The 13,970-nt window shown below is 46.2% G+C and carries 12 protein-coding genes; 2 read left to right on the top strand and 10 right to left on the bottom strand.

The genetic code is table 11. The features are described 5' to 3' along the window. Positions 1-2: 2 nt before the first annotated feature. The 7 genes from AC3IT7_RS07090 to AC3IT7_RS07060 form a co-directional block, all read right to left on the bottom strand. A complete protein-coding gene (locus AC3IT7_RS07090; RefSeq protein ID WP_489249903.1) occupies positions 3-1,499 on the bottom strand; it encodes a flavin-containing monooxygenase in 1,497 nt (498 codons plus the stop codon). A 15-nt stretch (positions 1,500-1,514) separates the two neighbouring features. Then, on the bottom strand, positions 1,515-2,354 hold the full coding sequence (locus AC3IT7_RS07085) for an alpha/beta fold hydrolase (RefSeq protein ID WP_489249902.1): 840 nt from the start codon (positions 2,352-2,354) through the stop codon (positions 1,515-1,517). A 135-nt stretch (positions 2,355-2,489) separates the two neighbouring features. After that, positions 2,490-4,292, bottom strand: a complete 1,803-nt coding sequence (locus tag AC3IT7_RS07080; protein ID WP_489249901.1) for an acyl-CoA dehydrogenase C-terminal domain-containing protein — start codon at positions 4,290-4,292, stop codon at positions 2,490-2,492. Between the two features lie 211 nt (positions 4,293-4,503). Continuing rightward, entirely contained in the window at positions 4,504-5,484 is a 981-nt protein-coding gene (locus AC3IT7_RS07075; protein WP_489249900.1) for an NAD(P)H-dependent flavin oxidoreductase, read from the bottom strand. Between the two features lie 11 nt (positions 5,485-5,495). Then, positions 5,496-6,284 (bottom strand): enoyl-CoA hydratase-related protein, encoded by a 789-nt coding sequence (locus AC3IT7_RS07070; protein ID WP_489249899.1) that lies wholly within the window; start codon positions 6,282-6,284, stop codon positions 5,496-5,498. A gap of 35 nt (positions 6,285-6,319) precedes the next feature. Next, entirely contained in the window at positions 6,320-7,243 is a 924-nt protein-coding gene (locus AC3IT7_RS07065) for a 2-hydroxyacid dehydrogenase (protein WP_489249898.1), read from the bottom strand. Continuing rightward, the gene (locus AC3IT7_RS07060; protein ID WP_005222162.1) at positions 7,240-7,995 is read right to left on the bottom strand and encodes a class II aldolase/adducin family protein; all 756 of its coding nucleotides are present in this window, start codon (positions 7,993-7,995) and stop codon (positions 7,240-7,242) included. Before AC3IT7_RS07060 ends, AC3IT7_RS07065 begins: the two co-directional genes overlap by 4 nt. Before the next feature lie 110 nt (positions 7,996-8,105). Here AC3IT7_RS07060 and AC3IT7_RS07055 point away from each other — a divergent pair, with 110 nt between their 5' ends. Then, positions 8,106-8,543 carry a PaaI family thioesterase gene (locus tag AC3IT7_RS07055; RefSeq protein WP_005106942.1) on the top strand — a complete coding sequence of 146 codons (438 nt, stop codon included), beginning with the start codon at positions 8,106-8,108 and terminating at the stop codon, positions 8,541-8,543. Positions 8,544-8,665: 122 nt separating this feature from the next. Here AC3IT7_RS07055 and AC3IT7_RS07050 read toward each other — a convergent pair whose 3' ends face one another. Genes AC3IT7_RS07050 through AC3IT7_RS07040 form a run of 3 tightly spaced genes read right to left on the bottom strand, consistent with a single transcriptional unit; the run spans position 8,666 to position 12,199 of the window. Then, positions 8,666-9,877 carry a 3-oxoadipyl-CoA thiolase gene (locus AC3IT7_RS07050; protein WP_273797574.1) on the bottom strand — a complete coding sequence of 404 codons (1,212 nt, stop codon included), beginning with the start codon at positions 9,875-9,877 and terminating at the stop codon, positions 8,666-8,668. A gap of 25 nt (positions 9,878-9,902) precedes the next feature. Continuing rightward, entirely contained in the window at positions 9,903-11,423 is a 1,521-nt protein-coding gene (locus AC3IT7_RS07045; RefSeq protein WP_489249897.1) for a 3-hydroxyacyl-CoA dehydrogenase, read from the bottom strand. A gap of 2 nt (positions 11,424-11,425) precedes the next feature. Continuing rightward, positions 11,426-12,199, bottom strand: a complete 774-nt coding sequence (locus AC3IT7_RS07040) for an enoyl-CoA hydratase (protein WP_489249896.1) — start codon at positions 12,197-12,199, stop codon at positions 11,426-11,428. 448 nt (positions 12,200-12,647) lie between these two features. On the opposite strand from AC3IT7_RS07040, the gene AC3IT7_RS07035 reads away from it, so the two are divergent. Next, positions 12,648-13,946 (top strand): MFS transporter, encoded by a 1,299-nt coding sequence (locus AC3IT7_RS07035; protein ID WP_489249895.1) that lies wholly within the window; start codon positions 12,648-12,650, stop codon positions 13,944-13,946. Positions 13,947-13,970 lie beyond the last annotated feature (24 nt).

Raw genomic sequence — 13,970 nt, 5'->3', positions numbered from 1 at the left:
TTTTACACCAGTTTTTGCTGCATCTGATCTAGATACTGGTAGTGATAACCGCTACGAATAAAATGCTGATTTTTATTTCTGAATGAATGCGCATAATCTGGCCAGACCAGAGTCAACTTGCGGCTGACCGGATCCAGATACCAACTTTTACAGCTTTCCGATAGCCAGACACTGCCTTTAGACAGTTGCTGCAGCTCCTGCATATAGCTATTTTCAGCATGCGGATCAGCCTCGAAAACCTGAATCTGATTCTGCTCAAAAAATTGCAAGGCATCCAGTACCAGATCAAATTGGGTTTCCAGAAAATAAAGCGCTGAATTATGGCCACTGCCGGTATTGGGTCCATTCAGGATGAACAGGTTTGGAAAATTATGTACGGTCGTTGACTGATAGCCCTGCATGCCGCTAGACCATTGTTGTTCCAGACTTAGGCCATGCTTACCGACGACCTTTGCCGCATAAGGTGGACGTGCTGCTTCAAACCCGGTGGCAAATACAATGATATCTGCAGGGAATTCATGGCCGGATTTGCTTATTACGCCATCTTGGCGTACTTCTGCCAAGGCCGAGTCTTCAAGCGTGACATGCGCTTTTAAAAAGGTCGGATAATAATCATTAGAGAGTAATAAGCGCTTGCAACCTGGTTCATAATGCGGAGTGAGTTTATGCTGTAACTCAGGATCTGGAATCTGATGTTTTAAAAATTGCAGACAATTTTTCTTGACCCGCTCGATCTGGCTTTTCAGATTACGGCGCTGGGCAAAATTGTATTCATTGCCCCAGAACAACGCGTGTCTGAGTGCTGACATACTGTCCGGATCTTTGCGGAAAAGCTGTTTTTCTGACTCAGAATAAGCTCGGTCTGGCCGCGGTAAAATATAGGGCGCACTACGTTGCAAGACGGTCAGGCTTTTGGCCGTTTTGGCAATTTCCGGCACAAGCTGAACGGCTGAAGCTCCAGAACCGACCACAACCACGCGCTGATTATCCAGATTCAGCTGATGATTCCAGCGCGCGGAATGCATGACCTGGCCCTGAAATTCTGTCAGACCCGGAATTTGCGGGAGATGTTCATCCGCAAGATGTCCGGTTGCTGTGATTAAAATTTCTGCCTGATACAGACCTTGAGAAGTCTGAATTTCCCAGATACGTGCTTTGGCATTCCAGCTGGCTTTTTCCAGTTGAGTTTGAAAGTCGATATGTGGCCGGATATTTTCCTGATCACAGCACTGGATTAAATAACGCTGAATTTCTGCCCCTTGCGGAAAGACACGCGACCAGTCCGGATTTTTAATAAAAGAAAAAGAATATAAATGAGACGGCACATCACAAGCGACACCGGGATAGGTGTTATCACGCCATGTTCCACCGACTTCTGCGGCACGTTCAATGATTTTAAAATCGTGAATGCCCTGCTGTTTCAGACGGATTGCCATGCCCAAACCACCAAAACCGCTACCTACGATTAAAATCTTGCTGCGCTGTACTGGAGCTTGCATTATTTTTCTCCTGTTTTAAGGCATCGACGGCTGGATTTTTTGATTGGCCGGATACTGCTGTGGATGCTGGCTAAACTGGTTCACCAGTTGCAGCACTTCTGCAGGCGCTTCGATATACAGGGCGTGTCCCGACGCAATTTCGATATAACGGCTGTCCTGTATTGAGGCAAACAGCAGCTTTGCTTGAGCCAGAGGTATCATGCGGTCTTCACGGCAAGCGACGATTAGGGTCTCCGCACAAATGTCCGGCAAGATCGAGGTAATATCAATGCGATAATTCAGTTCACGTTGTTTAGCTGCATCTTGGGAAGGTTTGACAAAGCGTGCCAGATCAAGCACCTGTTGTTCGCTACGGGCACATAGATAATCATCGCTATACAGGCAATAATTGACAAAATGCGGCAAGGCAGCGGATTGTTCATTAAATAACTGTTGCCAGATGCTTGTCCGCAGTTGCTGTACCGAACTGGTTTTTGCCCAGCCGGCTAACAGGATCAAGCGCGCTACGCGCTGTTTGAGACTCGCGGCGACTTGTGCAGCAATCACGGCACCGAGTGAATAACCTACAACTGTAATCGTTTCATCTTCTGCAACGGCATGCTGAATCAGTGCTTCGACCTGCTGGCTGAAATCGCTAATCGCCAGATCAGTTTTATCAGGCGTGTGCAAATCAATTGATAACACCCGCTGATGCATGCCTAGCATCGGAAGAATATAACTAAAATGCTTGTCGGTATTTCCACCCGTGCCATGAATCAGAATAATGCTGGGGAATGCAGAACGCTGTCCGACTTCGTGATAATTAAGTTGCAGACCAGCATAAGGAAACTGTCGAGTAATCACGTCTAAATCCATATAGACTCCTGATCTTGTTGTTTTATAGTCTGTTCAACCACAGAGAAAAACCCTGATATTGAATACAGTGGGGATACAAAATGGGTTGTTAAAAAAAGACCCACGATCAAGAGAGGCGATCGTGGGTCAAAAGGTTTAATCGAATTTGAACTCTTCAGCTTCAAGCAGGAACAGGCTTTCACCGCCCGCTAGAATATTGGCAGTATGCGTTGCAGTTCTTGGTAAAATCCGTGCAAAGAAGAATTGTGCAGTTTTGATTTTTGCTGCATAGAACGGATCGGTATGGCCTTGTTCAATTTTCTGCTGTGCCGTAATCGCCATTTTTAGCCATAAATAAGCCGACACCACATAACCGGAGAAATATAAATAATCGACTGATGCCGCACCAATTTCATTGGCAGACTGTTGTGCCTGAGTCTGAATGGTTTTGGTGAGTTCCAGCCATTGTTCAGTTAGCTGACTGACTTGTGCAACTTGCTGGCTCAACTGGGCATGTTGCTGATATTCTTTCACATAAGCCTGAATCTCATCGGTCAATGCAGTCAGCAAGCCAAGCTTTGAACCCAGAACTTTACGCGCCAACAAATCAATCGACTGAATTTCAGTGGTGCCTTCATAAAGGCTGGCAATACGTGCATCACGGGCAATCTGTTCCATGCCATGCTCGGCAATATAACCGTGACCACCGAAGACCTGCATACCATGCTTCGCCGCTTCCACGCCTGTTTCCGTCATGAGCGCCTTGGCAATTGGGGTGATTAATGCCAGACGGTCTTCAGCTGCTTTTTTCTCATCGGGATTATCGGTTGCTTCAGCAATATCGGCGTAGGTCGCCAGATAATAGGCCAGCGCACGTGAACCTTCTGCAAATACTTTTTGAGTCAGCAGCATATTACGTACAGCCGGATGCACGATAATTGGATCTGCTGGCTGGTTCGGCGCCTTGGCACCTTCAAGTGAACGCATGGCCAGACGGTCTTTGGCATAAGCCAATGCGCCCTGATAAGAAGATTCTGCTGCAGCCAGACCCTGAATCGCTGTGCCAATACGCGCCGAGTTCATAAAGGTAAACATGCAGTTCAGGCCGCGGTTTTCAGGCCCGATCAGAAAACCTTTGGCATTGTCAAAATTCAGTACACAGGTCGCATTCCCGTGAATCCCCATTTTGTGTTCAAGCGCACTACAGACCACGCCATTACGTGAAGCCACATTCCCAGCTTCATCCAGATTGTATTTCGGCACGATAAACAGCGAAATACCTTTGGTACCGGCAGGCGCATCGGGTAAACGTGCCAGTACGATATGCACAATATTTTCAGTCAGGTCATGTTCACCGGCAGAAATAAAGATTTTTTCACCACTGATGCTATAACTGCCATCTTCATTTGGCACTGCTTTGGTACGGATTAGTCCCAGATCTGAACCAGCATGCGATTCGGTTAAACACATGGTTCCAGTCCAGCGACCGGCAATTAAAGGTACCAGAAATTTCTGTTTTTGCTCATCGCTTCCGTGGTGTTCCAGAGTACGCATGGCACCGTGTGACAGGCCCGGATACATGCCCCAAGACCAGTTGGTCGCGGTGATGATTTCTGAAATCGCGATACGGTATAAAGTCGGGAAACCTTGGCCGCCATATTGTTCATCGCCGGTTAAAGAGGTAAAGCCAAGTTCCACATATTTATCATAAGCCGCTTTAAAACCATCTGGTGTGGTTACTACGCCATCTTGTAAACGGCAACCCTGCTGATCGCCTGTGGCGTTAATCGGTAGCAGTTCGTTCTGGCAAAAATCGGCAGCGACTTCCAGATATTGCTCCATAATATCCATCGATACTTTGTCTGCGAACCTGGCATAGCCCTGATATTTCTGTTCCACATTAAGCAGGTCTTTCAGTACAAACGTCATGTCTTTTAATGGCGCAATATAATTTCTCATCGTAATTCCCTTGCATGAGTTTTTAATTTATACATTTATGACTTAAAATTTCATAATACGAAATTATGTTTTAAATCCAATATAATATAAGTCCAAGTATAAAATCTAGTCATTCTGTGAAATTTCCTATTTAAAAAATAAAAATATTCAACATGAAAAAAAGCCATTCGTGCTTGAATGGCTTTTTATTGAGTAATAAAGCTTAGATGATTTAGCGCGGGAAAAATTGAGCCAAACGTTGATGAATAATCTGCTCGGCATCCTGCATGATATTGTCAATCAGCGCCTGACAGGTCGGGATGTCATGAATCAATCCCATCACCTGCCCAGCGGTCAGTACGCCCGCATCTACATCGCCATTTTCTAAAGCAAGCTTGCCTTTTAAACCGCTGACATAGGGACGAATCTGTTCAAATTTCAGATCTGGATCTTCACTCATCTTCATCACCAGCTCAGATACTGCATTCTTGGCGACACGCGTAGTATTTCTAAACTGCCGATACAGCAGATGCGTCGCCCTTTCATCATTGTCGACATAAAACTGCTTGATGTTCGGATGGATTGGCGCTTCCTGAGTCGCACAAAAACGTGTGCCCATATTGATGCCTTCGGCACCCAAAGCCAATGCTGCCACCAGTCCACGACCATCGGCAAAACCGCCACTGGCCACAATCGGCACAGTAAGCTGATCTGCTGCCGCAGGAATCAGGATCAGGCCAGGAATATCATCTTCACCTGGATGCCCGGCACATTCAAAACCGTCAATCGAGATCACGTCCGCACCGATTCTTTGCGCTGAAAGTGCATGACGAACCGAGGTACATTTATGAATCACAATGATGCCATGCTGTTTAAATGCCTCAATATGTTCGTGTGGCTTATTTCCTGCTGTTTCTACGATCTTGATACCGCTTTCAATAATGGCCCGTCGATATTCGGCATACGGCGGCGGATTCACAGCGGGCAATAAAGTCAGATTCACCGCAAAAGGCTGATCAGTCATGTCCCGGCAGCGTGCAATTTCCTTGACCAGTGCTTCTGGCGTTGGTTGCGTTAGTGCCGTTAATGTTCCCAAGCCGCCAGCATTGGATACAGCACTGGCCATTTCCGCTGTACCGACCCACATCATGCCACCCTGAATAATCGGATAGCGAATCCCTAAAAGCTCGGTTATACGGGTCTGAATGTTCATGCAAGCTCTCCTTAGCATCCGGTAAATTGTGCAGGGCGTTTTTCGACAAAAGCCTGAACACCTTCTTTATAGTCCTGACTGTTCAGCGCCAGATATTGCAGGTTTTGTTCCAGCTCCAGTTGCTGGTCGATGGTATTTTCAGCACTGCGTTGCAAGGCCTGTTTAGTTAAAGCCAGTGCATAAGTCGGCTGTTGTGCCAGTCGCTGTGCAATGTGGTCGATATAAACATCAAATTCTGTATCTGGAAGCATTTTCCAGATCATGCCCATTTCGGCAGCCTCTTTGGCATGCACAGGTTCACCGAATAAAGTCAGTGCCATGGCACGTGCATAACCGATTAAACGCGGCAACATCCAGGTGCCCCCAGCATCGGGAATCAAGCCGATTTTGGAAAAGGCCTGAATAAATTGGGCACTTTCCTTGGCAATGACCAGATCACAGGCCAGCGCGATATTGGCACCAGCACCGGCAGCAACTCCATTTACTGCTGCGATCACCGGTTTGGGGCTCTCACGGATCAGCTTAATCAAGGGATTATAATATTTGGCTAGCGAACCTTGTGGCGGCAAAGGCACATTGCCGAGCTGTCCGGCACGTTCTTTTAAGTCTTGTCCCGCTGAAAAGGCCCGACCATTGCCGCGAATCACAATCACCCGTATATCCGGATCTGTATTCCAGTTTTTCAGCACCTGCTGCACTTCCTCATGCATTTGCCGGTTAAAACTGTTGAGTGAATCCGGGCGGTTAAAGCTTAAAGTCGCGACGCCTTGCTGAACCTGAGTTTGAATCGTATCCCACATTCGCAATCTCCCTATTTTTATCTGTATCCCTACAATTAATAACCTTTGTTGACATCTACCTGATGACACAACTGCAGACCCTGCTTGAAACGGCGGTCATTTTCCAGAATCTGTTCCACCACTACCGACATCGGCGCATGTGAGGCCACATGTGGGGTTACGATAATTTTTTCATGCTGCCAGAATGGATGCTCGGCAGGCAGCGGTTCCTGTTCAAACACATCGACAATTGCACCACGCAAATGGCCTGAATCCAGCGCTGCCAATAAATCCTGTTCGATTAAATGCTGGCCTCGCCCGACCTGAATGAGAGCTGCCTGTTCAGGGAGTTGCTGGAATAATTCAGCAGATAGAATGCCGGTATTGTCTTCTGTAAGTGGCAACAGATTAATCAGGATCTGGCTTTGGGCCAGGAAATCGGAGAACTGTTCTGAACCGACATAGCTTTTAACCTGATCAATCTCTTTCGGGGAATTGGCCCAGCCCGAGACCTGATAGCCCATGTCAGCAAGACGTTGCGCTACATAAGCCCCCATATGCCCAAGACCCATGATCCCGATCTGGATATGCTGGCTATAACTCTGACGATACTGCTTCCACAACTGCTGCTTTTGTTGCTGAATCATGCGGTCAAAATAACGCTGAAAATACAGCACACCCCAAAGCAGGTAATCAAACATGCCTTTTTGATGATGCGGATCGAGTACCCGGCACACGGCTTGATCAGGTCTTATCTCATTCAAGTTTAAATGCTCGACTCCTGCCGCAATCGAATGAATCAGGCCAAGTTTTGGGAGCTGCTGCAATTTCTCCAGATCTGGAAACCAGCATGCGGCCGTGGTCGCCTGCTCTGCTTCCGGGCTGTCCACTGTACAAAAACTGCTCTCAGGGGCATATTTCTGAAAAGACTTGACCAGAATGGCTTCAATGTTCGGCACAGTACTGGATATCACAATCATGATGCATACTCCGTATATTGATGCTCAATCAGGGATAACGCAGCCTGCCAGGCACGCTGTAAAATCGGTTCTACCAACGGACTGGCGAACTGTTTAGCAGTTTTAATTCGGACTTCTTCTGCTGGATAATGCAATTCAGCACCGCCACTTAAGGCCTTCACCTGTGCCTGACAGGCACGCTCCAGAAAATAGATTTCATGAAAGGCCCGAGCGATCGTTTCGCCAGCCGTTAAAAGTCCGTGATTGCGTAAAATCATGGCGCGATGGCCGCCTAGGTCCTGAATCAGGCGCTCCTGCTCATCTGTTGAGAGTGCCACGCCTTCATATTCGTGATAGGCCACCTGCTGATAAAATTTCAGCGCATGCTGGGAAATTGGCAAAAGTCCATGTTTCTGGGCAGAAACGGCTATCCCATCTGCGGTATGTGTATGAATGACGCAGTTCAGATGAGCATGTGCTTCGTGAATTGCGGAGTGGATGACGAAGCCAGCCATATTCACCGGCTTGTCCTGTTCATAGCTTTCTACGACCTGCCCTTCATGATTAATCTTGACCAGCGTTGAAGCACGCATTTTTTCAAAAGCAACACCATACTGATTAATCAGAAAACAGTCAGGCTGATTAGGAACTCTTAAACTGATGTGGGTATCAATTAGATCAGTCATCCGGTAATGCGCAATAATGCGATAAAGCGCTGCGAGTTCACAACGTGCCTGCCATTCAGCATCTGTGACGAGATTTTTTATTGTCATGATTCCATCCTGGAAAAATATAGCATTTCGATCACTATCTGTTATATCATAATTTTAGAAAAACAGAATATTATTTCATAAAGCGAAATAAATCATTACAAGGAGTTGATATGCGAAAATTACAATTAAATGGACTTGAATATCTCACCGCAATTAAGAATGGGGAAATTGCCAGTTCACCCATGAGTGAAATTATTCCCATGCGCCTGAGTGTAGTGCGTGAAAACTATGTGGAATATGAAGTACGCCCGGATCATCGTCATTTCAATTTACAAGGTGGCATTCATGGTGGCTTTTGCGCAACGGTTTTAGATAGTACGACTGGTGCTGCGGTGCATACCACAATCGATGCAGGCGTCAGTTTTTCGACCATTGACCTGAATGTCAAAATGCTGAAAGCGATGAAAAGCGGCGAAACTTATACAGCTATTGGTGAAGTCATCCGGATCGGGCGTAATGTACTGACCTCAGAAGGCCGAATTATCGATAAAGAAGGTAAAGTTTATGCCTTTGGTTCAGCGACTTTGTTGGTCACTGGCCGTAAATAATCATTGAACTGATTTAATCAATCCCTGCCATGCGCGGGGATTTTTTATTTTGAAAGAAAAATCTCAATAAAAAATGCCATGCATATCATAGATACATGGCATTTAGGTGATGACTAAAACTGTTATGCAGCTTCAGGGTTTTCAATCACCATCGCCAGCCCTTGACCCAGACCGATACACAGACTGATCACGGCATACTTTTTACCAGTACGCTGTAACTGACGTGCAACGGTTAAAGCCAAACGCGCACCCGAACAGCCCAGTGGATGACCAATGGCAATCGCACCACCATTTGGATTGACACGCGGATCATCCAAAGCGACATCCAGACCTTTCAGGCAAGATAATACCTGACTGGCAAAGGCTTCATTAATCTCGATGATATCCATATCGTCCAGCGTCAAACCAGCACGTTGTACTGCCTTTTTAATCGCTTCAATTGGGCCTGCACCCATGATGCGTGGCTCAATGCCAGCGGCTGCAGAAGACAGGATACGAGCCAAAGGTTTTAAGCCATACTGTTCCTGAACTTTTTCACTGCCGATAATCAGTGCTGCAGCGCCGTCATTGATACCTGATGCATTACCCGCAGTCACTACACCACCTTCGAAAAGCGGTTTTAGCTTGGATAATGCTTCAAATGTTGAAGATGCACGTGGATGTTCATCTTCAGTCACCTGTTTAGGCGGTAATTTACGCCCTTGTGATACTTCAATTGGGGTAATTTCACCTTCAAAGAATCCCGCTTCTTTTGCAGCCTGATATTTGGCTTGTGATGCAGCTGCAAATGTATCAGCTTGTTCACGGCTAATGCCAAATTCTTCAGCCACGTTATCACCTGTTTCAGGCATGCTGTGCGCGCCAAACTGATCCGTGAATTTACGGTTCGGGAAACGTGTACCAATCGTGGTGTCATAAATTTTGGCATCACGTGAATAAGCGCTTTCTGCTTTACCCATCACAAAAGGTGCGCGGGTCATACTTTCTACGCCACCAGCAATGTACAACTCGCCTTCACCTGCAGTAATGGCACGTGCCGAATCAATCACAGCACCGAGACCTGAAGCACATAATCGGTTTACCGTCTGACCCGGAACTGTTACCGGCATACCTGCTAACAATGCTGCAAAACGTGCCACATTACGGCTGTCTTCACCGGCCTGGTTGGTGCTACCAAAGATTACATCTTCTACATCTGCTGCCGGAATACCGGTTTTTTCCAGCAGGTTTTTAATCACGGTTGCTGCCAGATCATCTGGACGTACGCTTGCCAGACTTCCTGCATGGCGACCGATTGGTGAACGTAAACCATCATAAATATAGGCATTTAACATGAGTGTTATTCCTTTAACTTTCTAATTAATGTGTTGTATGAACAAGAGGTAGACCAAGCTGAACGCGGCGACGCAACCAAGGACTTGGACGATAACGCTGGTCACGGGTAATCGCAGTCATGCGATCCAGAATTTTCAGAATTTTTTCAGCACCCAGCACATCGCCCCATTCAATTGGGCCATGCGGATAACCGAGGCCTAGTTTTACCGCAACATTGATGTCTTCAACTGTCGCGACGCCTTGCTGGGCAATATCACAGCCGAGATTCACAATCATTGCCAAAGCACGTTGAGCCACAAAGCCAACGCTTTCCTGAATTACACTCGCAGTCACACCATCCAGATTGAAAATCGATTGAGCCGCTTGGGTCAGTTCAGGCTTGGTCACAAAAGTTGGCATTAAGGTGCGGTGTTTATTCAGCCCATACAGTAGGTCGATACACACCACTTGCTGAGGTGCCACCTGATAACGAACAGCGGCTGAAGTTGCATCTTCACCATAAGTGGCAATTAAGATTAAGGCATCTGCCGAAGGTGTTTCAGTTTGCTCGATCTGAATATTGAACTGTTGCAGATACTGCTCAAGCGCCTGATGGTCTTGCTCATATTCGGTGCCTAGCCAAACTGCTGGATATTGCGCCAGTTTTTCAACCAATGTGGGAGCAACATCACCCTCTTTAGTTCCCGAGGTATAATCATAGAAACCTTTACCGGTTTTACGACCTAACTGTTTAGCGATAAAACGCTGGCGGGTAATCACACTTGGACGGTAACGAGCTTCTTGATAATACTGTTGATAAATCGATTCACTGACTGGGTGCGACACATCCATACCGGTCAGATCACCCAGCTCGAATGGTCCCATTTTAAAACCAATACCGTCACGGTAAATCCGGTCAATATCATAAAATGGCGTGACATTTTCATTCAAAATGGCATAGGCTTCACTACCAAAAGCACGGCCAGCATGGTTAATGATAAATCCTGGGGTATCTTTAGCTTTGACCGGGCGATGTCCCATCTTGGTAGATAATTGAGTCAAGGCTTGCACAATATCAGCGCGGGTATTAAAGCCTTCAATCACTTCGACCACTTTCATCAGTGGTACCGGATTAAAGAAATGATAGCCAGCTACACGTTCCGGCTGACTGCAATTGGCAGCAATGGCACTGATCGATAATGAAGAGGTATTCGATGCCAGAATGGCTTCCGGTTTTACAAGCGCTTCCAGTTGCTGCATCAGCTTTTGCTTGATTTCCAGATTTTCGATAATCGCTTCAACAACCAGATCACAATCTTTCAAGTCTTCTAGCTGCTGCGCGATTGATAAATGGGCAATATCTTCAGCTGCTTTTTCGTGGCTAAACTTGCCTTTATCGGCCAGAGTATTCAGTGTCTTAGCCAGTTTTTCCTGCGCCTGTTCGGCTGCACCGGCTTTGGCATCAAATAACACCACATCATGACCAGACTGAATGGCAATCTGGGCAATGCCTGCACCCATGGTGCCGACACCAATAATACCGATTTTCTGAATTTGAATGCTCATGCTTATCGTCCCTGATAATTCGGTTTACGTTTTTCGATAAAGGCCTGCATGCCTTCTTTCTGATCTTCTGAAGAAAACAGCATCTGGAAAGACTTCCGTTCCAGGCTAAGACCGGCATTGAGCGGCACATCTTCGGCCAGTAATGCCACTTCCTTGATTTGTTCCAGTGCAATTGGCGGTAATTTTGCCAGACCTTCGGCCATCTTGATGGCAGTGGCAAGGGTTTCATTGTCCTCGGTCACTTGAGAGACCAGGCCAATTTGATAAGCTTCCGGCGCAGGTACCAGACAACCGGTCATGATGATGCGCATGGCATGGAATTTACCCACTGCACGGAATAAACGTTGAGTGCCACCTGCCCCCGGCATCACGCCAACTTTCACTTCCGGTTGACCGAACTGGGCACTTTTTCCGGCAATAATAATGTCAGCATGCATTGCCAGTTCACAGCCACCCCCCAGTGCATATCCGTTTACAGCGGCAATTACCGGTTTTGAACACTGGGCAATCGCCTGCCAGTAACGTTCGGTACGGCGCTGCATCATCTGGATGGTTTCAGCGCTTGCTAATTCTTTCAGGTCGGCCCCTGCGGCAAAGTCTGTTTCGCCACCAGTGAGAATAATGGCACGGATATTTTCATCATCATTGAGTTGTAGAAAAGCAGCAGCAAGTTTCTGACGTACTTCTGTATTCAAGGCATTTTTTGCTTCAGGGCGATGAATTTTAACCATCGCCACATGCGTCGAGATTTGCTCTATTTGAACGACCTGTTCCATTATAATCTCCATTTATTTTGTATAGCGAAACTTTATTTTGTATAAAACATATGATTTTTAGGTTATTAAATCAAGTTTTTTTAGCCCATAAACTCTAATAAGTTATTTTTTACTAAAAATAGAGTAAAAAATCTTGTTTGGCTAGTAATTTTATGATTAATTGATTTCGCAATACGGAATTAAATATTTTAAATGTGATTTGGTTGTTTATTTAAGTAAAAAATAACCATAGAGCAAAACTAAATATTGATTTGTGAAACATAAATCCTCAGTAAATGCTGGTTTTTTCAGCTTGGAAATTGAAAAAATCACTGCAGCCGGATGGTGGATACGGCTAAGGCAAACAGAAGCAATCTCCTTAGATCAAGGGAAATACGTTTCCGTGAGGAATGAAATGGATGTAGTGGCAGCATAGGAATGCTGTTTTTAATAAATAGAGGATATAAGAATGACAAGCGACACGATCGTCACAGGAGACAATAAAACACCTGTCTCTTCCGAGGACACCATTAAACAGGCACCAAAACGCCTGTGGATTACAGCTTTTATCTTTGCTTTCCTGATCTTGCTGTGTGACGGTGCGGATATTGGTATTTTGGCTTTTAGCCTGACCAGCTTAAAAGCAGAATGGGGTTTAAGCTCGATGCAGGCGGGTGCTTTAGGCAGCTGGTCTTTATTGGGTATGGGGATTGGCGGGTTTGTCGGTGGATGGGCCTGTGATCGCTTTGGACGGGTTCGTGTGATTGTACTGGCCACCATCACCTTTTCCCTACTGTCTGCCTATTCAGGTTTTGCCCAGTCTTATACTGAATTTGCAATTTTGCGTACGCTTTCATGTCTGGGTTTAGGCTGTTTATATATTGCCTGTAACACCTTGATGTCTGAATATGTGCCAACCAAATACCGTACCACAGTATTGGCCACACTCATGACCGGTTTTACCTTGGGCTCGCTGGTGATTACCCTGCTGTCTGGCTGGATTATTCCCGAGTTTGGCTGGCGTATGCTGTACTGGATTACCATTGCACCACTGGCACTGGGTGTCTTGATGCATTTTATGGTACCTGAGCCAGAATCATGGAAACGTGTCCGTGAAATGAAGCGTACTGGTCAGATCGTGGATAATGATGCCAAAAAAGGCAATCCATATCTCACCATTCTGAAAGACAAGACCCATGGCAAAATGTTTATCTTGTGGTCTTTCAGTTCCGGTTTCCTGCTGTTCGGTTATTTTGGAGTAAGTAACTGGTTACCGACATATCTGGAAGCTGAGTTAGGCATCAAGTTCAAGGAAATGGCCCTTTATATGGTCGGTACTTTCCTGACCATGATCTTTGCCAAAGTGATTGCCGGCTATGTGGCAGATAAAATTGGCCGCCGCATCGTATTTGCTTTTGGCACCATGGGCACCGCGATTTTTATTCCAGTGGTGGTATATCTGCATACCCCTGAAAATATTGGTGTCTTAATGCTGATCTTCGGTTTCCTGTACGGTATTCCTTATGCCATTAATGCAACGTATTTGACTGAAAGCTTTCCGACCGGAGTGCGCGGTACTGCTGTCGGCGGTGCATTTAACATTGGCCGAATTGGTGCTGTCTTTGCTCCAATCACCATTGGTTATCTGGCGATGCATGGTTCAATCGGAACCGGCCTGATGGTGATGGGTGCAGCTTATTTCCTGTGTGGCCTGATTCCTGCCCTGTTTATTAAAGACCGTTTATACGATCCACAAAAAGCAGAATAACTGACCACCTGGAGGGCGGTTGAG

It is taken from the genome of Acinetobacter sp. KH_038 (assembly GCF_057839405.1).
The sequence above is the reverse complement of the archived record's forward strand: the minus strand, read 5'-3'. Positions and strand labels throughout refer to the sequence as shown.

Excerpts from the sequence above, each read along its gene's own strand:
- AC3IT7_RS07090 (WP_489249903.1), bottom strand. The coding sequence starts at position 1,499 with ATGCAAGCTCCAGTACAGCGCAGCAAGATTTTAATCGTAGGTAGCGGT.
- AC3IT7_RS07085 (WP_489249902.1), bottom strand. The coding sequence starts at position 2,354 with ATGGATTTAGACGTGATTACTCGACAGTTTCCTTATGCTGGTCTGCAA.
- AC3IT7_RS07080 (WP_489249901.1), bottom strand. The coding sequence starts at position 4,292 with ATGAGAAATTATATTGCGCCATTAAAAGACATGACGTTTGTACTGAAA.
- AC3IT7_RS07075 (WP_489249900.1), bottom strand. The coding sequence starts at position 5,484 with ATGAACATTCAGACCCGTATAACCGAGCTTTTAGGGATTCGCTATCCG.
- AC3IT7_RS07070 (WP_489249899.1), bottom strand. The coding sequence starts at position 6,284 with ATGTGGGATACGATTCAAACTCAGGTTCAGCAAGGCGTCGCGACTTTA.
- AC3IT7_RS07065 (WP_489249898.1), bottom strand. The coding sequence starts at position 7,243 with ATGATTGTGATATCCAGTACTGTGCCGAACATTGAAGCCATTCTGGTC.
- AC3IT7_RS07060 (WP_005222162.1), bottom strand. The coding sequence starts at position 7,995 with ATGACAATAAAAAATCTCGTCACAGATGCTGAATGGCAGGCACGTTGT.
- AC3IT7_RS07055 (WP_005106942.1), top strand. The coding sequence starts at position 8,106 with ATGCGAAAATTACAATTAAATGGACTTGAATATCTCACCGCAATTAAG.
- AC3IT7_RS07050 (WP_273797574.1), bottom strand. The coding sequence starts at position 9,877 with ATGTTAAATGCCTATATTTATGATGGTTTACGTTCACCAATCGGTCGC.
- AC3IT7_RS07045 (WP_489249897.1), bottom strand. The coding sequence starts at position 11,423 with ATGAGCATTCAAATTCAGAAAATCGGTATTATTGGTGTCGGCACCATG.
- AC3IT7_RS07040 (WP_489249896.1), bottom strand. The coding sequence starts at position 12,199 with ATGGAACAGGTCGTTCAAATAGAGCAAATCTCGACGCATGTGGCGATG.
- AC3IT7_RS07035 (WP_489249895.1), top strand. The coding sequence starts at position 12,648 with ATGACAAGCGACACGATCGTCACAGGAGACAATAAAACACCTGTCTCT.